Genomic DNA, 19,516 nt, shown 5'->3' with positions numbered 1-19,516 from the left:
ACTTGGGCGGAGCAGCGCCTATCGCAGGACCGATCACGCCCCATCACGGCCCTGCGATTCTGACGGACAGCGGCCGGAAGGACCGCCTGTCCCATGATTTCCCGCCGGGGCCAAGCCCGGCGTTCCCGTGATTTCCCGAAGGAAAGCCCGCAGGCTCAGGCCATGTCGCCGCGGATCAGCCGGTCGGCCAAACGCCCGTAGGCCTCGGCCACCGGCCCCTCGCCCAGGGCGACCGGTTGCCCCGAATCGCCCCCGAGACGGACCGACAGGTCCAGCGGCACCTCGCCCAGGAAGGGCAGGCCGCGCTCGGCCGCCTCGGCGCCGACGCCGCCCTGGCCGAACAGATGCGCCTCGTGCCCGCAGTTCGGGCAGACATACGAGGACATGTTCTCGACCAGCCCCAGCACCGGGGTCTTGAGCTTGTCGAACATGTCGATGGCGCGGCGGGCGTCGATCAGCGCCACGTCCTGCGGCGTGGACACGATGATCGCGCCCGTGACCGGCGCCTTCTGGCACAGGCTCAGCTGCACGTCGCCCGTGCCGGGCGGCAGATCCACCAGCAGCGCGTCCAGTTCGCCCCATTCGACCTGGTTCAGCATCTGCTGCAGCGCGCCCATCAGCATGGGGCCGCGCCAGACGACCGCCTCGCCTTCCTTCATCATCAGGCCCAGCGACATCATTGTGACGCCATGGGCGCGCACGGGGATGATGCGGTCGTTCTCGCTGCGCGGGCGGTCGCTGACGCCCAGCATCCGCGGCTGGCTGGGGCCGTAGATATCGGCATCCAGCACGCCGATTCGCCGCCCCTTGCGCGCCAGCGCGACAGCGAGGTTGGTCGTCAGGGTGGACTTGCCGACGCCGCCCTTGCCCGAACCGATGGCGATGATGCGGCGCACGCCCGGGATCGCCTGCGGTCCGGCCTGCGGGGTCGGGTGCCGCCCGATGGTCAGGCTGGGCGGGGCGCCCGCCCCTGCCGCCGGACCCGAGCGCGCGGCCACGGCGGGCTGCTTGCCCGCAGGCGCGGTGGTGACAATGCGCACGCGGGCAAAGCCCAGCGCGCGCAACCGCGATTCGGCCTCGGCGCTGGCGCCTTCCAGCGCCCGGGCCAGGGCCGCATCGCCGGCCTCGATGACGAAGCTCACCTCATCCTCTGCAATCGACAGGGCGCGGATCAGGTCTGCCCTGACCAGATTGCTGCCGCCGGGAATTGCGACCTGTTCGAGTTCCTGCATCACCCTGTCGCGATTCACCGCCATGTGTCCGATCCTTTGACTGTCGTTGGCAGCGATATAGGACGGCAAGCAGGCCACAACCAGACGAGCCCCGGATCATGCTGCTGCGCAGCATCATTGGAGATGGTTCCGCCAGAACGTTGCGTCACACGCATAGGTGATACATCTTATGGGTGATTTAGCGGCAGCAAGTGCGATTCCTGTCACACAATTGACTTACTTGCAGGCATGTTCCTGTTTATTCCATGCACGAAACGCATAACAGACCAGCGCAAACATGCGTTGTGCAATCGCAGCATCAAAGGCATCTTGTGCACATGGATCGCAGCCGACCTCCTCCCCGGTAGCGATCCGGATGCAGCGCCGCCCCTCCTCCTCCCTGGGCGCGTTGTCGGCGGCGACCCCTCTCCTCCTCCCCGGGGTCGCCGCTTCCTTCTCTTTCCAATCCGGAACGCGGCGGCTAGGGACGAGCCATGTTGTCCTATCAGCACGCGTATCACGCGGGAAACCTGGCGGATGTGCACAAGCACGCCCTGCTCGCCACGGCCCTGTCGCACCTGACGGCCAAGCCGAAGCCGCTAAGCTATATCGAGACCCATGCCGGGCGGGGCCTTTACGACCTTGCCTCCGAGGCCGCACAGCGGACGCAGGAGGCCGAGGCCGGGATCACCCGCGCGCTGGCCCAGGGCTGGCTGCCGCCTGATCATCCCCTGTCAGAGGCACTGGCGGCGGTCCGGGACCGCTTCGGCCCGCGGGCCTATCCCGGCTCTCCCCTGATCGCGGCACATTTCCTTCGGCTCGGCGACATGACCCATCTGGCCGAGCTGCACCCGGCGGAACACGCCGCCCTGTCCGAGGTCGCGGGTTTCCCGCGGCTTCACCAGCAGGACGGCTTCGCGATGGCGAATGCCCTGATCCCGCCCATGCCGCGGCGCGGGCTGCTGCTGATCGACCCCAGCTACGAGGTCAAGGCCGACTATGACCGCATCCCCGGCTGGATCGCCCGCATGGCGCGCAAGTGGAACGTGGGGGTGATCGCGCTGTGGTATCCGATCCTTGCCGACGAACGGCACCGCGCCATGGCAGGTGCGTTGAGGGCGGATCACCCGCAGGCCCTGCTGTCCGAGGTCCGCTTTCCGCCCGCACGCGCGGGCCACGGCATGATCGGATCGGGGATGTTCATCATCAACCCGCCCTATGGGCTGGACGCCGAGGCCGAGCGTCTTGCCGTGCTTTATGCCGGACTGTAGCGCAGGACGCCCGCCAGCAGGTCCCCTTCCCCCGAGGCCTCGCGCTCGCCGTCCCAGACCGGCAGTTCGAGAAAGTCGAAGGGGCTCACGCCGTCAAGGCAGGCCGCGCTGACGGCGACCTGGCCGGGAACCGAGCTGCGGTGGTGGTGCGTGTTGATGCCGCAGACCCGGCAGAAATGATGGGCTGCTACACCCGAGCCGAAACGATAGGTTTCCAGATCGCCAGCGCCCGAAAGCAGCCGGAAGCCCCCGTCCGCCACCGTGACCCAGATGCTGCCCTTCATCCGGCAATAGGAACAGGTGCAGCGGCCCGCCGAACCCAGCCCCTGCGCCAGGGCTGCACGGAACCGCACCGCGCCGCAGTGGCAGCCACCCTGAGCCTCGGCCATGTCCGGCGCGGGGCCGCCGGGCCGCAGGTGGATTCGCTCACTCACGCCGCACCCGCAGAAGCCGCGTCTCGTGGATCACGCGGCGCAGCCGGGCGCGGGTCTCGGGCGGCTCTTCCGCCAGCGCGCCCAGCACCGCCCGCATCTCTCCCCTGATCCCGTTCAGCTGGTCGATCAGCGACAGGACCAGCCCCAGGGCCTCGGGGTCGAGCCGGAACATTTCCTCCAGCTCGACGGCAAGCTGCAGGCGCGCGGCGTCGATTTCGCGGAAGCGCGGCTCGCCCTCGCCCAGAAGGGGCTGGATGACGCCCGCCTCGGTCAGCGCCGCCAGCGCCTCGGGCGAAAGATCGGGGATCAGCGACAGGATCTCGTCGCGGGTCATCGAATGGCGGATCATCGTCCTTTCCCCCCTGCGGCGCGCGGGTTGTAGGCATGGTCCTTGCGCCAGGTTTCGATGAAGCGGGCCAGTTCGTCGTCGACCTGCGGCGGCATGACGATGCGCAGCTCGACATGCTGGTCCCCGCGCTTGCCGCCTGACCCGGCCAGCCCCCGGCCCCGCAACCTGAGCTTCTGCCCCGAGGAGGCGCCGCGCGGAATCGTCAGCATCACCGGCCCGTCGATCGTCTGCGCCTGGACCCTGCCCCCCAGCACCGCCTCGTCCAGCGAGATCGGAAGCACCGTGGTCACGTCGTCGCCCTCGCGCCGCCAGTCGGGGTCCTCGCGCACGGTGACCGCCAGCAGCGCGTCGCCCGGCTGGCCGTTGCCCATGCCCGCGCCGCCCTTGCCCCGCAGTCGGATGGTCTGGCCGTCGCGGGTGCCGGCCGGGATGTTCACGTCCAGCACGTTGCCGTCCGGCAGGGTGATGCGGGTCGTGCCGCCCCGCGCCGCGGTCATGAAATCGACCTCGAGCGTATAACGGTGGTCCTGCCCGCGCATGTCGAAGCTGCGCGCACCGCCCCCGAAGCCCCCCTGCCGGAAGCCGCGCTCGCCAAAAAGATCGGAAAAGACGTCCGAGAAATCGCCGTAGTCCGCCTGCCCGCGATAGGGATTGTCCGGCGCCTCCGAGAAGTCGCGGTAATAGCGGCGCTGAGGACGCTCCTGCCCCTGGGCGTCGATCTCGCCCCGATCGAAGCGGGCGCGCCGGGCGGGGTCCTTCAGCAGGTCGTAGGCGGCCGAGGCCGCCTTGAAGCGCTCATGCGCCTTCGGATCGTCCGTCAGGTCCGGGTGATCCGTCTTGGCGATCCTGCGGTAGGCCTTCTTGATCTCGGCATCGCTGGCCGTCTTCGACACGCCCAGTGCGGCATACGGATCGTCCGCCATCTGCAACCCCTTGCTTTGTCCGTGAAACGCCCCGAGGCGTCCCCGGTTTCCCTGCACGGCCCTTGCCGCAGAGGCAAGCGGCGGCTTTGCGGATTCCGCTTGACGCCCCGCGAGTCGCGCCCTAAATCCCGCGCACCCCTCGCGGGATGCATGGGGCGGAGTAGCTCAGCTGGTTAGAGCAGAGGAATCATAATCCTTGTGTCGGGGGTTCAAATCCCTCCTCCGCTACCATCCCGAGGCTGACGCGTCCGAAGGCTTGCATGCCTACGCATCGTTGCCGCAATCTTTTCTATAAAGATTCTGCGCCTTCCGGGACAAACGCAGGCTGACATTTGCCTTTATAGGATTGCTTAAGAGTCGAAGCCCCGTGGACGATATGCAGCTTGCAACCGAAACCTGGAGCGTGGTTGCAACAGTCCGCGCGAGCCACTCGCTTTGCGATCTGTTTGCGTGCCACTACCTCGCCTTGGGCGCGCGTCAGGTGTTCCTGTTCCATGACGATCCGGAGATGGCGTTCTCAGTCCAGAGGGATGGGGTGCAGAACACCGTTTGCGACGAGCGCTGGTGGCAGTCCGGCCGTCCAGAAGCACTGGAAAAGCGCCAAGTGCATAACGCGACCCAAGCCAAAAACGAGTGTTCGACGGACTGGATCCTGCATTGCGACGTGGACGAGCTGATCTGGTCCGAGCAGGCGGTGTCCGAGGTACTTGGCGCCCTTCCCGGCATTGTCGGGGGCGTCCGCATCCGGACTGCGGAAGCGGTATATGACTCCGTGCCTGAGCGCGACCGGATGTTTGACACGCCCTATTTCAAGATCTTCTACAGGAAGGGCCGGGGCAAGGCTTACGGCGAAATCTCGCAGCGCGCCTATGGCGGCATATGGGAAGCGTCGAATCACGGCTTCTGGGGTCATCCGATCGGCAAGTCCTTTATCCGGGTTCGTGCCCCTGTCGGGCGAATGCCGCTGCACGCCAAAAGAAGGAGCGAGATCGCAGGGTTTCGGATGCACGAAGTCTCGGAGCAGATGATCCTGCGGCATTACGATACGCTCTCGCCCGAGCTGTGGAAGGAAAAGCACCTTCGACGGATCAATGGCGATGTTGCCACGCCCTTGGCCGGGAAGTTCAGGCAACGGCAGCAAAAGCTGATTGCGGAGGCGGCCCTTGCCGGAGAAACGGCTCTGGAGCAGCTTTACCTAAAAATGGCGACCTTGCCGCCGGATGTCCTGGCTGAATGCATCGCTTCGGGCTTTGTCCGCGTCATCCCGCCCGAGCCCCATCTACTGAAACATGCTCCTCCTGCTGCTTGAGTCTGGGTATGCGGATAGCAACTTGGACTGATTTTCAGAGCTTCGGCGCAGAGGATGGCACCTTATCAAACCCTAGCTTGTTACATGCTGAACCTGAGTTATCTCTCCTGCCTGAACTTGCCCCTGGAAAGGGATGACAAACTCCCTTTTGCCCTTACAATACAAACATTCGGCGCTTCTTCTGCACGTTTAGCAGCATCTCCAAGAGCCTAAGAAACTAGCAAGAGAATTTCTATGAATAAGCAAACTTCCGTGGTGAATATTTCACACACGCACTCTCCCAGCGATCCCTCTGGTTCTCGACACTACCATCTGGTTCCGCGGATTTCCGATGTGGCGCAATCGAAGGGCGCAGCTCATTTCCTGCTGGAAGGAGATTTGGTAGATGCCCTGTTCATCCGGCGCTCGGATGTCCTCCTCGTCACCTTCGACAATCTTGGAACTGTCGGCAAATACGAACATTCCCGGCCATGGCTCGCCTCTGTTGCAGAAGCAGCCGGCGTCTCGAACCTTGGCATGATTGCGAGGCAGAAGGACTGGTATCGCAACGAAGATACACCGAGGCTGATCAGATCACTGCGGGACACAGGTTTTTTTGGCGAGTTCAAGCACATTATCTTCTGCGGCGCCTCAATGGGGGGATATGCTGCTCTGACCTATTCGGCCTTGCTGCCCGGCTCTGTTGTGCTCGCCTTCAGCGCCCAAAGCAGCCTGGCCCGGGAGCTGGTCCCATTTGAGGGACGGTATCGCTACGATGCGCGCAAATGGGACTGGCACTTGCTGCCTTTCCGTGATGCCGCAGAGGCCATTCCCCATGCTTCCAGAGTTTACCTGATATACGACCCTTTTGTGGCCGAGGATCGTGCCCATGCAAGTCGCCTGACCGGCGAAAACGTGGTGCAATTGCACGCACCCCATATGGGCCATCGCGCGATACGCTATCTCAAAGCCTTCGGCATGCTGCCCTGGATTGTGCAGGAAGTTGTGCAGGATCAGTTTGACCGCCGCGAATTTGCAAGAAGGCTGCGGATGCGGCGCCAGAATATCGACTGGCAGCGCAAGGTCTTGGCCGAGGCTGAGAGTCGGGGCCACAAGCGCCTTGCGATCTCCGCGACCGAACGCTTGGCACTAGATTATCCTGAAAGCGGGTTTGCCCGGCGGCATCTCAAACGCCTGAGAAAGGGCCAAAGCTGATCTTTTTTGCAGGTTCAAAGTTTCTTTCCGCTTGGGAAAAGGTTAACGCAGTCGGTACTGAATGAAAAACTGGAAGATCAGGAAACGGGCAGAGCCAATCAACAAAAACTGAAACGCCGCCCTTGCAGGGCGGCGCTATCCATTTACGACTGAAAACCGTGCCTCACTCCGCCTTGTCGGCGGGCTTGGCGTTCAGTTGACCGTAGTTCTGGACGCCGATCTCGTCCATCAGCGACAGCTGCGTTTCCAGGAAGTCGATGTGGCCTTCCTCGTCCTCGATCAGGTCGTCGAACAGCGACTTGGACACCTGGTCGTTGATCTCGGAGCAGTATTTCCGCGCCTCGAGGTAGAGGGTGCGCGCCTCGTGCTCGGCCGCGAGGTCGGCTTCCAGCGTTTCACGCAGGTTCTGGCCGATGCGCAGGGGGTCCAGCTTCTGCAGGTTCGGGTGACCTTCCAGGAAGATGATCCGCTCGATCAGACGATCGGCGTGGTGCATCTCCTCGATGGATTCGGCCTTCGACTTGTCGGCGATCCGGCCGTAGCCCCAGTCCTCCTGCAGGCGATAATGCAGCCAGTACTGGCTGACGGCCGTCAGCTCGGACCTGAGCGCGGCGTTGAGATAGTCGATGACCTTCGGATCACCCTTCATGGACAGCCCCTCTGCTTTCAGCCCGCCGCGCCTTGACGCAGTCCGCGCAGCACCGGGGGCACTGCCCTCTGGCCTGAGTCCACGGCAAAGCCGTCAGCGGCGCGCATCGTCGCAACGAACAGTTTCATGCACCCGCCGCAATCCGCGCTTTTTCCAAGAGCGTGGTAAATCTTGCCGGGCGTGACGATCGTATCAGCATCCGAAGCGCGCATCCAGCCGACCGCGGCCCGGATATCGGCATCGCTGATGCCCATGCAGTGGCAGACGATCATCGGGACAACCCGGCTGCGGCGGGCAGGTGAAACGAGAAGGGCATGAGGCCGGGCTTCCTGTCAGGGGCTGGGCGTAGGGGAGGAAATCACTTGGTCAGGATCAGCTTTCCGGCGCGGGTGATCCGCAGGGTATAGATCTGGTCGGCCAGGGCGATCTGCGCCAGGTGGCCGCCTGCCGTCAGCGTGGTCGCTTCATGCAGGGGGGTCGGCATCCGGACGGGCGTGCGATCCGTTCCGTGGAAGGTAAGATCGTTCATCTGAGCCTCCTGTTAGTTGAGAAGTTCACTCGGGTATGTTCGAGTTCTTACGTCGGGCATCGAGTCTGTCAACGGAAAATTTCTCCCGGGGTGCAGGGGCGCTCTCCGGTCCGGAGCGCCGTTCGCCGTGGCGGGCGCGGCGTTGCGGAGAAAGGCCTCGATGTGCGGGCCGGCGCTGCAAAGGCGGTCGGCTTTCGTGGCGGCCTTGTTCCGGTACATAGTTGACAGGAATGGTCAGGTCTGTTTGGACCCGAGTTGAACGCGGCCTGCCCGCACTTTGCCCAGCAAGGTCTGTCCATGAAGCCTGAACTGTCCCGCACCGCCCCGACCGGCCTTTCGCTTGCCACAGCCATCGCCCTCGGCGTTCTGGCAGTGGCGCCTCCGGCGCTGGCCCAAGGGCAGGAAACCGCACCTGCCACGGCAGGCGCCCCCGCGCAGCAGGCGCCTTCGCCTAGCGCAGCCGTCCCCGGGGTTGCGCCCGAGTCCCTTCCCGCAGTCGCGACGGCTCCAGTTGCCACCCAGGCCGATGTGGCTGCCCCTGCGGTCCCGGCCACGGCTCCTGAACAAGCGGCCACGCCTGCCGCGCCCATCCCGGCAGCACCGGCGGCTCCGGCCATCGAGACCATCCCGGCCCAGACCCTGCCCCATGACCTGTCGCCGATGGGGATGTACCGGCAGGCCGACATCGTGGTGAAGGCAGTGATGCTCGGGCTGGTCTTCGCCTCGGTCGTCACCTGGACCGTGCTGATCGTGAAGCTGTTCGAATACCTGATCGCCATGTCCGCGATCGGCCGGGGTGCCCGCCGGATCGAGGCGGCCGAATCTTTGCGCGCGGCCCTGTCCGGCGCGGATGGGCGGGGCCCGGACGCGCGGATGCTGCGGGCGGCGGCGCGCGAGCTGAACCGCTCGGCCTCGGGCTTGTCGCCCGACGGCGTGCGCGAGCGCATCGCTTCGCACCTGGGCCAGATCCAGGCGCGGGCCGCGCGGCACATCGGGCGCGGCACGGGCGTGCTGGCCACCATCGGTTCGACCGCGCCCTTCGTGGGTCTGTTCGGGACCGTCTGGGGGATCATGAACAGCTTCATCGGCATTTCCGAGGCGCAGACCACGAACCTCGCCGTTGTGGCCCCCGGCATTGCCGAGGCGCTGCTGGCCACCGCCATCGGCCTTGTCGCGGCCATCCCGGCGGTGGTGATCTACAACTTCTTCGCCCGCGCGATCACCGGCTACCGGCTGCGCCTGAACGAAACGGCGGCGAGCGTCGAGCGGCTGGTCAGCCGCGACCTCGACCGCGCTGCCGCGGGGCTCCGGGTCTGATGGCGGGGGGCATCCGGAACCAGCCGGGCGGCGACGACGATCTGGTCGAGAACCACGAGATCAACGTCACCCCCTTCATCGACGTGATGCTGGTGCTGCTGATCATCTTCATGGTCGCCGCGCCGCTGTCGACCGTGGACATCAACGTGGACCTGCCGGTGTCGAACGCGCCCGTGTCGGGCCGCCCCGACACGCCCGTCTGGCTGACGGTGGGACCCGACCTCGCGCTGTCGCTGGGCAACCGCGCCATCGCGCCCGGGACGCTGGCGGCGGAACTTTCCGCCGCGACCGAGGGCGACCCGGAAACCCGCATCTACCTGCGCGCCGACCAGGCGGTGGCCTATGGCGACCTGATGGAGGTGATGAACAGCTTGCGCGACTCGGGCTACCTGAAGATCGCCCTGGTCGGGCTGGACCGCGCCAGCGCGCCCCCCGCGGCGCTTGCGGCTACGCCATGAGCGGCGGCCGCCTAGGCGGCGCGGGCGCCTGGCTCGCGGTCGGGGCGCTGGTGATGTCGGCCCATGTCGCGGTGGCCGCCTGGGCGATGCGCCAGCCCGGGCAGGACCTTCCCCCCGCACCGGAGGCGATTCCCCTGGACCTCGCGCCCCCGCCCGCGGGCGCGCCTGAACCTGCCGCTGCCCCCAGCGAGGAAGCGGTCGAGCCGGAAACCCCGCCCGCAACGGAACCCGAACCCGAGCCGGAACCCGAGTTCACCCCGCCCGAGATCGAGCCCCTGCTCCCGCCCGACTTCGCGGACCTGGCCCCGCCCGAGCCCGTGCCGGACTTCGTCCCGCCGCCGGTCGTGCCGATGCCGCCCCCGGATTTCGCAAGCCTCACCCCGCCCCCGGAAACCGAGCCCGCCATCGTTCCCCCGCCCCTGCGCCGCCCCGAGCGGCTGGTCCGGCGCGAGCCGCCCAGGGAAGAGCCCCGCGAGGAGCCGAAGGAGGAGCCCCGCCGTGAAACGCGGCGCGAGCGCGACCGCGAGCAGCCCCGGACCGAGCGGCGGGAAGAAAGGCGCGAGCCGTCCCGCGCCTCGCGCCAGGGTCAGCAGGGCCAGAGCGAGTCGCGCCAGACCTCCAGCTCGTCCCGGGGCAACTCGCAAAAGGCGCAGGCCAGCTGGAAACAGCGCGCCGGCGCCACAGTCAGCAAGCACATGAGCCGGACCCGCGTTTCCGGCCGGCGGGGCGGGACCGTGCAGGCGACTGTCACCGTCAGCGTCTCGGCCAGCGGGGCGACCAGCGCCCAGCTGGCGCGGGGGACCGGCGACCCTTCGGTGGACGCTGCGCTCGCCCGGCAGGCCGCGCGGATGCCGAACCTGCCTCCACCGCCCAGCGGCCAGTCGGTCCAGTTCACCCAGCCCATTGCGATCAGGCTGAGATAAGACGGACCCGGCCCCCTGCGGGACCGCCCTGCCAATGGCGGAACGCATGAAAAAAGGCGGCCCACGGGCCGCCTTTGTCGTTTCGGGCTTACCGCTCGGCGGCGGGCACCCTTTGCAGCAGGGGCATCAGCTCACCCATCTCGGGGCCGTGGTCCATGCCCGTCAGGGCCTTGCGCAGCGGCATGAACAGGCCCTTGCCCTTGCGGCCCGTCGACGCCTTGACCGCGCCCGTCCATTCGCCCCAGGTCGCCCCGGTCCAGGGACGGGCGGGCAGCATCGCCAGCGCCTGGGCCACGAACTCGGCGTCCTCGGGGGCGATCACCGGCTGGGCGCCGTCGCGCATCAGCGTCCACCATTCGCCCAGATCATCCAAGCGCGTGATGTTCTGCCGGGCGACCGACCAGAACTGCTCGGCAATGTCATCCGGCACGCCCATGGCCGCGATCCGGTCCCGCACCGCCTCATAGGGCAGGTGCTGGTTGCGTTCGCGCGTCAGCGGCCACAGATCCTCGGCGTCGAACTTGGTGGGCGAGGCGCCGAACTGGTCAAGGTCGAAGCCCTCAGCCAGCTCGTCCAGCGACATCCGCAGCGCGACGGGCTGGTTCGACCCCAGCCGCGCCATCAGCGACAGCAGCGCCTCGGGTGCCACGCCCTTTTCGCGCAGGTCGCGCAGAGACAGCGTGCCGAGGCGCTTGGACAGTTCCTCGCCCTGCGGGCCGGTCAGCAGCGAATGGTGGGCAAAGCGCGGGGGCGTGCCGCCCAGCGCCTTGATGATCTGGATCTGCGTCGCGGTGTTGGTCACATGGTCGGCGCCGCGCACGATGTCGGTCACGCCCATGTCCACGTCATCCACGGAACTGGCGAAGGTATAGAGCACCTGCCCGTCCGCGCGGATCAGAACCGGGTCGCTGACCGAGGCCGCGTCGATCGACACATCGCCGATGATGCCGTCCGGCCATTCGATCCGTTCCTGGTCCAGCCTGAAGCGCCAGTAGCCCTCGCGCCCCTCGGTCCGCAGCCGCGCGCGGTCCTCGTCCGACAGGTTCAGCCCCGCGCGGTCATAGACCGGGGGCTTGCCCATGTTCAGCTGCTTCTTGCGCTTGAGGTCCAGTTCGGTCGGTGTCTCGAAGACCTCGTAAAGCCGTCCCGCGGCGCGCAGCTGGTCGGCGGCCTCGGCGTAGCGGTCCAGCCGATCGGACTGCCGCTCGATCCGGTCCCACTGCAGCCCCAGCCACTCCAGATCGCGCTGGATGCCGTCGGCGTATTCCTGCTTCGACCGCTCGCGGTCGGTGTCGTCCAGCCGCAGGATGAAGGTGCCGCCGGTCTTGCGGGCGATCAGGTAGTTCATCAGGGCGGTGCGCAGGTTGCCGACGTGGATATGGCCGGTCGGCGAGGGCGCGAAACGGGTCGTGGTCATCGGCGTCTCCTTGATCCGCCCGCTCTTTCACACCGGGCGATTCTTGTCCATATCGGCCCCCGATGCCGCCCAACCGCCAAGGGAATGCCATGACCGACTGGACCGAGGCCTCAGCACCCTCTGCCGACGACATCGAGGCGCTTGCGCGCGAGGTCCTGGCGGGCCTGCCGCCCGAGTTCGCGGGTTATGCCGCCGCGGTCATCCTGCGGGTCGAGGACGTGGCCGGCGAGGACGTGCTGGACGAACTGGAAATCGACGACCCGCTGGAGCTGACCGGCCTTTACGACGGCATCCCCCAGACCGAGAAGTCGCCCAGCCAGCCCCAGCATTTCCCCGACACCGTCTGGCTGTTCCGCCGCGCGCTCCTGGACGAATGGGCCGAACGCGGCGACGTGAGCCTGGGCGCGCTGGTCCGCAACGTGGTGATCCACGAATTCGCCCATCACTTCGGCTGGTCGGACGGCGACATCGCCCGGATCGATCGGTGGTGGGAATGATCTTGGCTCCGCAGCCCCAGGCGCCGGTCCTGACCGTCACGCTGAACCCGGCGCTGGACATCTCGACCAGCACCGACGAGGTGGTGCCGGACCTCAAGCTGCGCTGCGAGGCCCCCGACATCGATCCCGGCGGCGGCGGCATCAACGTCAGCCGCGCCATTGCCAACATGGGCGGGCGGTCCCGCGCGCTGGTGGCGCTGGGGGGCGCGACGGGCTCGCGGCTCTGCGACCTGCTGCATGAAACCGGCCTGCCCGTCCTGCGGCTGAACGCGCCGGGCGAGACGCGGCAGTCTCTGTCGGTCATCGACCGCAGCAACGGCGCGCAGTTCCGCTTTGTCCTGCCGGGGCCGGAATGGCGCCCCTCGGACGTGCGGGGCGCGCTGGACGCCATCGTGGGCGCCGCGCCGCAGGGCGGCATCCTGGTGATTTCCGGCTCGAACCCGCCCGGCGTGCCGCCCGATTTCGCGGTGTCGCTGGCCCGCCGCATGGCCGGGCGCGACACGCGGATGTTCGTGGACACCTCGGGCGCGGCGCTGGCGGCGGTGGCGGCCGCGCGCAACGCGCCCATCGCGGTCCTGCGGATGGACGACGCCGAGGCGGAGGGGCTGGCAGGCTGTCCCCTGCCCACCCGCAAGGACACGGCCGACTTCGCATCTGGCCTCGTGCAGGCAGGCGCGGCGCAGTCGGTGATCGTGGCGCGGGGGGCGGACGGCAACATCGTGGCCTGCCCCGAGGGGCGCTGGCACGCCGAAGCGCCGCCCGTTCCCGTCATCAGCAAGGTCGGCGCCGGCGACAGCTTCGTTGCGGGCTATACGCTGGCGGTGGCGCGCGGGATGGCCGTGGCGGACGCGCTGGCGCTGGCCGCAGCGGCCGCGGCGGCGGCCTGCATGACGCCTGCGACCGACCTCTGCCGCCCCGAGGACGTGGCCCGGCTTTACGAGGAACGCGTCGTCACCCCGATCTGAGGGGCCGCAGGCGCGCCCTCACCCGCTATTGGCTTGACCTTTGCAGGGGGGTCCGCTTGAAGCGGCGCGTATTTCTCGCAAGAAGCCGGGGTCCGAGGATGGACGACAACAACCGCAACCTGATCCTTGCCATGGTGCTGTCGGCGCTGGTCATGATCGGGTGGTATGCCTTCTTCGCGCCGCCGCCGCCCGAGCCTGTGGCCCCGACGACGACGACGCAGCAGACGGCGACCGGGGCAGTCGCGCCCAGCGCGCCGGCCGACCAGGCGCCGGGACCGACCCTGATCGGCGCGGCCGACGACCCGGTGCTGACCGCGCCGCGCGTCCCCATCGAATCGCCCTCGCTGCAGGGCTCGATCTCGCTGGCGGGGGGCCGGATCGACGACATCCTGCTGACCGGCTACCGCGAGACGCTGGACCCGAACTCTCCCTTCGTGCGGCTTCTGTCGCCGACCGCGCAGCCGCGCGTGACGACCGAGGGCACGCCCATCGCGCCCGGTGCCGACCCCGAGGTCGTGGTGCAGAAACCCTATTACGCCGTCTACGGCTGGATGCCGGGACCCGGCGTGGACCCGGCGCGGGTCCCCTCGCCCGCGACGCTGTGGACGGTGGAAAGCGGCACGGTGCTTGGCCCCGACCAGCCGGTGACGCTGGCCTGGGACAACGGCGCGGGCCAGATCTTCCGCCGCACCTTCGCGCTGGACGACCGCTACCTGTTCACCGTGACGCAGAGCGTCGAGAACACCGGCTCGGCCCCCTTCGTGGCCGCCCCCTACGGCATCCTCGCCCGCCACGGCCAGCCCGACACGCAGAACTTCTTCATCCTGCACGAAGGCGCGGTCGGCATGAGCGACGGCCAGCTGCTCGAGGCCAAGTACAAGGACATGGCCAAGTTCGACGCGGCCGGCGCCGAGGGTCCTGCCGAGATCACCGAGGTCACGGAAAACGGCTGGGTGGGCTTCACCGACAAGTACTGGATGACCACGCTGATTCCCGCGCCCGGCCAAGCCTTCACCTCGGTCGTGAAATACGCGCCGGGCGCCGACATCTACCAGGCCGAGACGCGCATGCCGATGCAGACCGTCGCGCCCGGCACGCAGATGACCTCCTCCAGCTACCTCTTCGCCGGGGCGAAGGAATGGGAAGCCATCAACGGCTACCAGCAGTCAAAGGGGATCGACCGCTTCGTCGATTCGATCGACTGGGGCTGGTTCTACTTCCTGACCAAGCCGATCTTCCGCCTGCTGCACTGGCTGCACGGCGTGATCGGCAACATGGGCTGGTCGATCATCGCGCTGACCTTCATCCTGAAGGCGCTAGTCTTCCCGCTGGCCCGCAAGTCCTATGTCTCGATGGCCCGGATGCGCGAGCTTCAGCCGGAGATGGAGGCCATCAAGGAGCGCACCGGCGACGACCGGACAAAGTACCAGCAGGAGGTCATGGCGCTGTATCGCAACGCCAAGGTCAACCCGGCGGCGGGCTGCCTTCCGCTGCTCCTGCAGATCCCGATCTTCTTCGCGCTCTACAAGGTGATCTTCGTCACGCTGGAACTGCGCCACGCGCCCTGGATCGGCTGGATCCGCGACCTGTCGGCGCCGGACCCCTCGTCGCTGCTGAACCTCTTCGGGCTGTTCCCCTGGGACGCGCCCGCGCAGGGGACCATGCTGCATTCGCTGTCGCTGCCGCTGCTGGCGATCGTGCTGGGCATCACCATGTGGCTGCAGCAGAAGCTGAACCCGGCCCCCACCGATCCGGCGCAGAAGATGATCTTCGCCTGGATGCCCTGGATCTTCATGTTCATGCTGGGTGGCTTCGCCTCGGGGCTGGTGCTCTACTGGATCACCAACAACATCATCACGATCATCCAGCAGTACGGGATCATGTCGATGCACGGCCACCGGCCCGACCTGTTCGGCAACATCCGCTCGGGCCTGCCCAAGCGCAGCGCCCGGAAATGAGCGCGCGGCTGGCCCATATCCTCCGCTACCCGGTCAAGTCGATCGGGGGCGAGGAGCTGGCCGAGGTCAGCCTGACCGCGGGCGCGCCCCTGCCCGGCGACCGCCGCTTCGCGGTCCTGCACGCGGCGGCGCTCCAGCATCTCGACGGCGAGGATCTGCGCCGCTGGCTGCCCAAGTCCGCCTTCGTGCGCGGGGTCGCGGCGGCGCCCCTGCAGGCGATCAGCGGCGGCTGGGACGGCGATCACCTGGTGCTGTCGCATCCCGACCTGCCCTTGCTGCGCTTTGATCCCCTGCGGGACGAACGCGCCCTGCTGGACTGGCTGTCCCCCTTGTGGACGCCCAGCGGCAAGGCTCCTGCCGCGAAGCTGGTCGAGGCGCCGCAGGCGCTGACCGACGTGAACCACCCGTGGCTGTCGATCCTGTCGCTGTCCTCGCTGCGCGACCTGGAAGGCCGGCTCGGCCAGCCCTTGGGCACCCGCCGCTGGCGGGCGAACCTGTGGATCGACGGCTGGGACGCTTATGCCGAGCGCGACATGCAGCTGCACCGTATCCGCATCGGCCAGACCGTCGTGCTGAAGCTGACCGAGCGGATCGGCCGCTGCGCCGCGACCGGCGTGGACACCGCCACCGGCCGGGCCGACGTGGACATGCCGCAGGCCCTTCAGGACCAGTTCTGGCACAAGGACTTCGGCATCTACGCCGAAGTTCAGACCGGCGGCACCATCCGCCCCGGAGACGAGGTCGAAGTCCTGTGAAGGTTGCCTTCCCCCCTGCCCCAGAACCAGAAGCCGAGGTCGCCGAGGCGGGACGCCTGCTGTTCGCGGGCCCCGTGGATTTCGTCAAGGGCGTGGTCGCCATGGACGGCCTGCCCCCGGCCGACCGCCCCGAGGTCTGCTTCGCCGGGCGTTCGAACGTGGGCAAGTCCAGCCTCATCAACGCGCTGACGGGGCGCAAGGGCATTGCGCGGGCCTCGAACACGCCGGGGCGCACGCAGGAGCTGAACTTCTTTGCCTTGGGCGAGCGCGGCTACCTCGTGGACCTGCCGGGCTACGGATACGCCCAAGCGCCCGTCGCGGTCGTGCAGAAATGGCAGGCGCTGCTGAAGCAGTATCTGGCGGGCCGCCCCAACCTGCGCCGCGCCTTTGCGCTGATCGACGCGCGCCACGGCATCAAGCCGGTGGACCACGAGATCATGACGCTGCTCGACCGTTCCGCCGTGCCCTTCCAGGTGGTTGTGACCAAGGCCGACAAGATGGGGCGCAGCGCGCTGGAGCAGGTCCTGATCCAGATCGAGGGCGAGTTGCAGAAGCACCCCGCCGCCTATCCCGAGCTGGTCGTGACCTCGTCCGAGAAGGGCGAGGGCATCCCCACCCTGCGCGCCATCATCGAGGGGCTGACGGCGGGCTGAGGCTTCAGGCCATCTCCAGCAGGTCGCGATAGCGCCGCCACAGCAGCAGCAGCCCGCTGACCAGCAGGATCAGCGACAGGGTCACGACATAGCCCTCGTTGACATAGTCGGCCGGATAAACGCCGTAGATGCCCCGCCGCATCAGCCCGACCAGATGCAGCACCGGGTTCCACCACAGCACGTCGCGCACCACCGACGGCATCAGCTCGTAGGTGAAGAAGATCCCCGACATCAGGAACAGCGGCCGGGTCAGGATCGACCAGGCCCGTTCCCAGACGGGAAAGCGCATGATCAGAAAGCAGTTCAGCGTGCCGATCCCCCCGCCCAGAAGGACCGTCAGCCCCAGCGCGTGCAGCACGACGCCGACATCCAGCACCAGTGGTATGCGCTGGACAATGGCAATGCCGCCGACGAGGACGGTGAAGACGATGACATGCAGCACGCCGTTCAGGATCAGCCGCGCGATCAGGGCATCCACGAAGGTCACCGCGGGATAGGCCAGCAAGGGACGCGAGAAGCGCAGGCTCTGCGCGGTCTTGTTGGAAATGTCGTGATACATCTGGAAGGGCAGATAGCCCGACGCGTAGAACAGCGGAAAGCTGGTCCCCAGCAGCGGATTGGTGTTGCCCAGCGCATGCTGGAACACCAGCGTCAGCAGCGCCACCCCCAGGATCGGGTCGGCCAGCGCCCAGACATAGCCGCCGGGCGAGCGGCCATAGGTCGTGGCGATCTCGCGCAGGATCAGGGCCGCCACGGTGCGCACCATGCGGAACAGCCCGTTCGGCGGACGCCGCGGGGGCGCGGGCGGTGCGGGCCTTTGCGGATGGGTGAGGCTGTCGGACATTTATACTGCTGAGGCTGGCATTCGTTGGGTCGGCTCTGTAACAACTGCCGGTAAATTGGAAGCAGCGAAAGCCCAGATGGCCAGCGATCGTCCCCAAGCCGCGCCCCAGGCACAGCCGCCGGGCCAGGACCGTCCCGCCCCGGCCTCGCACCCCGCACTGCCGAACGGCCCGGCCTGGCCGGGCGCGCCCGGGGCGGCAAGTCCGGCTGCGGGCGGACCGGCCAACTCGGCAGCGGCGGGACCGGCCCGACCGGCATCGCCCGGCGAGGCAAGGCCCGCAGCCGCAGCTTCCTCGCCCGCACAAGCGGCGCCCGCCACGCCAAAGCCTGCGGCGTCGAAAGGGGCCGCGCCTGTCCAGGTCCCCAATTCCCAGCCCGCCGCAAGGCCCGCAGAGGCTGGACCTGCCAAGGCCGCGCCCACCGCACCCGCAGCCCAGCCCGCCGGCAATCCGGCGGCCGCAGCCGCGCCGCCCCGGCCGAATCCCACGCCTGCGGGATCCGCGCCGCAGCCCACGCCGGGTCGCCTGATTCCCGCCGATGCGGCCACCGCCGCAGCCGCCGCGCGTGCCGCGGCCGCCCGCCCGGTAGGAGCGCCCGCCCAGCCGCCCGCCGCGGCAGCCCAGACCGCGCAGGTTCCCGCCCCGGCGCGCCCCGCCGCGCCGCCGCCTGCCGCGCGGCCCGCGTCTCCGCCCCCGCCTGCAATCCCGCCCGCGGGCGGCGTCCATCAGCCGGTGGCCGAACCTGCCCCCGTGGCCCGCCCGCGCCGCCGCCACTGGGTGCTGCTCGTCAGCCTGTTCCTTCTGGTGATCCTGCCCAGCGCGCTGTGGGGCGCCTATCTGTGGACGCGGGCCACCGACCAGTTCTCCTCGACCGTCGGCTTCTCGGTCCGCCGGGAGGAAGGCATGCCCTCGATGGACATGTTCGGCGGCATCTTCGGGGGGTCGTCCTCAGGAACGGCCTCGGACACCGACATCCTTTACGAATTCATCCGCTCGCCCGACCTGGTGCAGCGGACGGATGCGGCGCTGGACATCCGCACCATGTTCTCGCGCCCCTGGCCGCGCGACTTCGTCTTCACCTTCGATCCCGAAGGCACCATCGAGGACCTGACCGAATACTGGCGCCGCCAGGTCCGCATCTATTACGACGACTCGGCCGGGATCATCACCGTCAAGGTCAGCGCCTTCACGCCCGAGGACGCCAAGGCCATCGCCGACACGATCTTCACCGAAAGCGAGAAGGTGGTGAACGGGCTGTCGGACCAGGCGCGACTGGACGCCACCCGGCAGGCCGAGGCCGAGCTGGAAAAGGCCCGCAGTGTGCTGACCGAGGCGCGCCAGGCCATGACCGCCTTCCGCGTGCGTACCCGCATCGTGGATCCGACGATCGACCTGGGCGCGCAGATGACCGTGATGACCTCGCTGCAGGGCCAGCTGGCCGAGTCGCAGGTCGCGCTGGACCAGCTGCGCCAGAACGCCCGGCCCGGCGACCAGCGCATCAAGCAGGCGGAACTGCGGGTCGAGTCGCTGGAGAAGCAGATCGAGCAGGAACGCGACAAGTTCGGCGGCGACACGCCCGAGGGCGAGAACTACGCCCAGCTGATGGGCGAATACGAGCGCCTGAAGGTCGACCTGGAGTTCGCCGAGGGCGCGCACCAGTCGGCGCGGGTCGCCTATGAATCGGCGCTGGCCACCGCGCAGCGGCAGACCCGCTATCTGGCCGCCCATATCACCCCCACGGTGGCGCAACGCTCGCTGGAGCCGTCGCGCCCCTGGCTGCTGGCCTTGGGGGCGGGGCTCGCCTTCGTGCTGTGGTCGATCCTGATCCTGGTCTACTACAGCGTGCGGGACCGGCGCTGAGG

General features: G+C 67.9%; 21 protein-coding genes and 1 tRNA gene. 13 read left to right on the top strand and 9 right to left on the bottom strand.

All coding sequences use genetic code 11. From position 1 onward, the window contains the following. Positions 1-155: 155 nt before the first annotated feature. On the bottom strand, positions 156-1,256 hold the full coding sequence (locus BLQ03_RS02245; RefSeq protein ID WP_090752270.1) for an Mrp/NBP35 family ATP-binding protein: 1,101 nt from the start codon (positions 1,254-1,256) through the stop codon (positions 156-158). 449 nt (positions 1,257-1,705) lie between these two features. Between BLQ03_RS02245 and BLQ03_RS02240 the strand changes: the two genes are divergently transcribed. Then, positions 1,706-2,482, top strand: a complete 777-nt coding sequence (locus BLQ03_RS02240; protein WP_090752268.1) for a 23S rRNA (adenine(2030)-N(6))-methyltransferase RlmJ — start codon at positions 1,706-1,708, stop codon at positions 2,480-2,482. Here BLQ03_RS02240 and BLQ03_RS02235 read toward each other — a convergent pair. Genes BLQ03_RS02235 through BLQ03_RS02225 form a run of 3 tightly spaced genes read right to left on the bottom strand, consistent with a single transcriptional unit; the run spans position 2,467 to position 4,188 of the window. Beyond that, positions 2,467-2,916 (bottom strand): GFA family protein, encoded by a 450-nt coding sequence (locus BLQ03_RS02235; RefSeq protein ID WP_245688643.1) that lies wholly within the window; start codon positions 2,914-2,916, stop codon positions 2,467-2,469. The genes BLQ03_RS02240 and BLQ03_RS02235 overlap by 16 nt on opposite strands. After that, a complete protein-coding gene (locus BLQ03_RS02230; RefSeq protein WP_090752265.1) occupies positions 2,909-3,265 on the bottom strand; it encodes a hypothetical protein in 357 nt (118 codons plus the stop codon). Before BLQ03_RS02230 ends, BLQ03_RS02235 begins: the two co-directional genes overlap by 8 nt. Beyond that, positions 3,262-4,188 carry a DnaJ C-terminal domain-containing protein gene (locus BLQ03_RS02225; protein ID WP_090752263.1) on the bottom strand — a complete coding sequence of 309 codons (927 nt, stop codon included), beginning with the start codon at positions 4,186-4,188 and terminating at the stop codon, positions 3,262-3,264. The genes BLQ03_RS02230 and BLQ03_RS02225 overlap by 4 nt, the downstream gene beginning before the upstream one ends. Before the next feature lie 154 nt (positions 4,189-4,342). Here BLQ03_RS02225 and BLQ03_RS02220 point away from each other — a divergent pair. The 3 genes from BLQ03_RS02220 to BLQ03_RS02205 all read left to right on the top strand — a co-directional run bounded on the left by BLQ03_RS02220 (position 4,343) and on the right by BLQ03_RS02205 (position 6,691). Continuing rightward, a tRNA-Met gene (locus tag BLQ03_RS02220) sits at positions 4,343-4,419 on the top strand. Positions 4,420-4,564: 145 nt separating this feature from the next. Continuing rightward, positions 4,565-5,497 (top strand): glycosyltransferase family 2 protein, encoded by a 933-nt coding sequence (locus BLQ03_RS02215; RefSeq protein ID WP_090752261.1) that lies wholly within the window; start codon positions 4,565-4,567, stop codon positions 5,495-5,497. A gap of 234 nt (positions 5,498-5,731) precedes the next feature. Then, positions 5,732-6,691 (top strand): hypothetical protein, encoded by a 960-nt coding sequence (locus BLQ03_RS02205; RefSeq protein ID WP_139166609.1) that lies wholly within the window; start codon positions 5,732-5,734, stop codon positions 6,689-6,691. A gap of 163 nt (positions 6,692-6,854) precedes the next feature. On the opposite strand, the gene bfr is transcribed toward BLQ03_RS02205, so the two are convergent. The 3 genes from bfr to hemP form a co-directional block, all read right to left on the bottom strand. Further along, complete coding sequence (bfr, locus tag BLQ03_RS02200; RefSeq protein ID WP_090752256.1) at positions 6,855-7,340, bottom strand: bacterioferritin; 486 nt, start codon at positions 7,338-7,340, stop codon at positions 6,855-6,857. 17 nt (positions 7,341-7,357) lie between these two features. Then, a complete protein-coding gene (locus BLQ03_RS02195) occupies positions 7,358-7,612 on the bottom strand; it encodes a (2Fe-2S)-binding protein (RefSeq protein WP_090752254.1) in 255 nt (84 codons plus the stop codon). 86 nt (positions 7,613-7,698) lie between these two features. Continuing rightward, positions 7,699-7,824, bottom strand: coding sequence for a hemin uptake protein HemP (gene hemP / locus BLQ03_RS02190; protein ID WP_090752976.1), 126 nt, complete (start codon positions 7,822-7,824; stop codon positions 7,699-7,701). Positions 7,825-8,166: 342 nt separating this feature from the next. Here hemP and exbB point away from each other — a divergent pair, with 342 nt between their 5' ends. From exbB to BLQ03_RS02175, 3 genes are read left to right on the top strand one after another with little or no spacing between them, the layout of a single operon-like run. Further along, entirely contained in the window at positions 8,167-9,186 is a 1,020-nt protein-coding gene (gene exbB / locus BLQ03_RS02185; protein WP_090752251.1) for a tonB-system energizer ExbB, read from the top strand. After that, positions 9,186-9,644 carry a TonB system transport protein ExbD gene (exbD, locus tag BLQ03_RS02180; protein ID WP_090752250.1) on the top strand — a complete coding sequence of 153 codons (459 nt, stop codon included), beginning with the start codon at positions 9,186-9,188 and terminating at the stop codon, positions 9,642-9,644. Before exbB ends, exbD begins: the two co-directional genes overlap by 1 nt. Continuing rightward, a complete protein-coding gene (locus BLQ03_RS02175; protein ID WP_090752248.1) occupies positions 9,641-10,567 on the top strand; it encodes an energy transducer TonB family protein in 927 nt (308 codons plus the stop codon). The genes exbD and BLQ03_RS02175 overlap by 4 nt, the downstream gene beginning before the upstream one ends. Before the next feature lie 88 nt (positions 10,568-10,655). Here BLQ03_RS02175 and gltX read toward each other — a convergent pair whose 3' ends face one another. Then, positions 10,656-11,984 (bottom strand): glutamate--tRNA ligase, encoded by a 1,329-nt coding sequence (gene gltX, locus BLQ03_RS02170; RefSeq protein ID WP_090752245.1) that lies wholly within the window; start codon positions 11,982-11,984, stop codon positions 10,656-10,658. 89 nt (positions 11,985-12,073) lie between these two features. Between gltX and BLQ03_RS02165 the strand changes: the two genes are divergently transcribed. From BLQ03_RS02165 to yihA, 5 genes are all read left to right on the top strand, one after another. Further along, a complete protein-coding gene (locus BLQ03_RS02165; protein WP_090752243.1) occupies positions 12,074-12,481 on the top strand; it encodes a metallopeptidase family protein in 408 nt (135 codons plus the stop codon). A 2-nt stretch (positions 12,482-12,483) separates the two neighbouring features. Next, positions 12,484-13,446 (top strand): 1-phosphofructokinase family hexose kinase, encoded by a 963-nt coding sequence (locus tag BLQ03_RS02160; protein ID WP_245688642.1) that lies wholly within the window; start codon positions 12,484-12,486, stop codon positions 13,444-13,446. A 98-nt stretch (positions 13,447-13,544) separates the two neighbouring features. Then, positions 13,545-15,404: a membrane protein insertase YidC gene (yidC, locus tag BLQ03_RS02155; RefSeq protein WP_090752238.1), complete on the top strand. Its 1,860-nt coding sequence runs from the start codon at positions 13,545-13,547 to the stop codon at positions 15,402-15,404. Then, positions 15,401-16,159 (top strand): MOSC domain-containing protein, encoded by a 759-nt coding sequence (locus tag BLQ03_RS02150; protein ID WP_090752235.1) that lies wholly within the window; start codon positions 15,401-15,403, stop codon positions 16,157-16,159. The genes yidC and BLQ03_RS02150 overlap by 4 nt, the downstream gene beginning before the upstream one ends. Further along, a complete protein-coding gene (yihA, locus tag BLQ03_RS02145) occupies positions 16,156-16,812 on the top strand; it encodes a ribosome biogenesis GTP-binding protein YihA/YsxC (RefSeq protein WP_090752232.1) in 657 nt (218 codons plus the stop codon). Before BLQ03_RS02150 ends, yihA begins: the two co-directional genes overlap by 4 nt. A gap of 4 nt (positions 16,813-16,816) precedes the next feature. Here yihA and BLQ03_RS02140 read toward each other — a convergent pair whose 3' ends face one another. Next, positions 16,817-17,656 (bottom strand): ABC transporter permease, encoded by an 840-nt coding sequence (locus BLQ03_RS02140; protein WP_245688641.1) that lies wholly within the window; start codon positions 17,654-17,656, stop codon positions 16,817-16,819. Positions 17,657-17,732: 76 nt separating this feature from the next. Between BLQ03_RS02140 and BLQ03_RS18560 the strand changes: the two genes are divergently transcribed. Further along, on the top strand, positions 17,733-19,514 hold the full coding sequence (locus tag BLQ03_RS18560) for a KpsE/RkpR family capsule polysaccharide export protein (protein WP_217629642.1): 1,782 nt from the start codon (positions 17,733-17,735) through the stop codon (positions 19,512-19,514). Positions 19,515-19,516 lie beyond the last annotated feature (2 nt).

Origin of the sequence: Paracoccus chinensis (genome assembly GCF_900102885.1) — a bacterium.
GTDB classification, from domain to species: domain Bacteria; phylum Pseudomonadota; class Alphaproteobacteria; order Rhodobacterales; family Rhodobacteraceae; genus Paracoccus; species Paracoccus chinensis.
Note: the sequence above shows the minus strand (reverse complement) of the source record. Positions and strands in the feature narration are given on the sequence as shown.

Coding starts and splice junctions, on each gene's coding strand:
- BLQ03_RS02245 (WP_090752270.1), bottom strand. CDS start 1,256: ATGGCGGTGAATCGCGACAGGGTGATGCAGGAACTCGAACAGGTCGCA.
- BLQ03_RS02240 (WP_090752268.1), top strand. CDS start 1,706: ATGTTGTCCTATCAGCACGCGTATCACGCGGGAAACCTGGCGGATGTG.
- BLQ03_RS02230 (WP_090752265.1), bottom strand. CDS start 3,265: ATGATCCGCCATTCGATGACCCGCGACGAGATCCTGTCGCTGATCCCC.
- BLQ03_RS02225 (WP_090752263.1), bottom strand. CDS start 4,188: ATGGCGGACGATCCGTATGCCGCACTGGGCGTGTCGAAGACGGCCAGC.
- BLQ03_RS02215 (WP_090752261.1), top strand. CDS start 4,565: ATGCAGCTTGCAACCGAAACCTGGAGCGTGGTTGCAACAGTCCGCGCG.
- BLQ03_RS02205 (WP_139166609.1), top strand. CDS start 5,732: ATGAATAAGCAAACTTCCGTGGTGAATATTTCACACACGCACTCTCCC.
- bfr (WP_090752256.1), bottom strand. CDS start 7,340: ATGAAGGGTGATCCGAAGGTCATCGACTATCTCAACGCCGCGCTCAGG.
- BLQ03_RS02195 (WP_090752254.1), bottom strand. CDS start 7,612: ATGATCGTCTGCCACTGCATGGGCATCAGCGATGCCGATATCCGGGCC.
- hemP (WP_090752976.1), bottom strand. CDS start 7,824: ATGCCGACCCCCCTGCATGAAGCGACCACGCTGACGGCAGGCGGCCAC.
- exbB (WP_090752251.1), top strand. CDS start 8,167: ATGAAGCCTGAACTGTCCCGCACCGCCCCGACCGGCCTTTCGCTTGCC.
- exbD (WP_090752250.1), top strand. CDS start 9,186: ATGGCGGGGGGCATCCGGAACCAGCCGGGCGGCGACGACGATCTGGTC.
- BLQ03_RS02175 (WP_090752248.1), top strand. CDS start 9,641: ATGAGCGGCGGCCGCCTAGGCGGCGCGGGCGCCTGGCTCGCGGTCGGG.
- gltX (WP_090752245.1), bottom strand. CDS start 11,984: ATGACCACGACCCGTTTCGCGCCCTCGCCGACCGGCCATATCCACGTC.
- BLQ03_RS02165 (WP_090752243.1), top strand. CDS start 12,074: ATGACCGACTGGACCGAGGCCTCAGCACCCTCTGCCGACGACATCGAG.
- yidC (WP_090752238.1), top strand. CDS start 13,545: ATGGACGACAACAACCGCAACCTGATCCTTGCCATGGTGCTGTCGGCG.
- BLQ03_RS02150 (WP_090752235.1), top strand. CDS start 15,401: ATGAGCGCGCGGCTGGCCCATATCCTCCGCTACCCGGTCAAGTCGATC.
- BLQ03_RS02140 (WP_245688641.1), bottom strand. CDS start 17,656: ATGTCCGACAGCCTCACCCATCCGCAAAGGCCCGCACCGCCCGCGCCC.
- BLQ03_RS18560 (WP_217629642.1), top strand. CDS start 17,733: ATGGCCAGCGATCGTCCCCAAGCCGCGCCCCAGGCACAGCCGCCGGGC.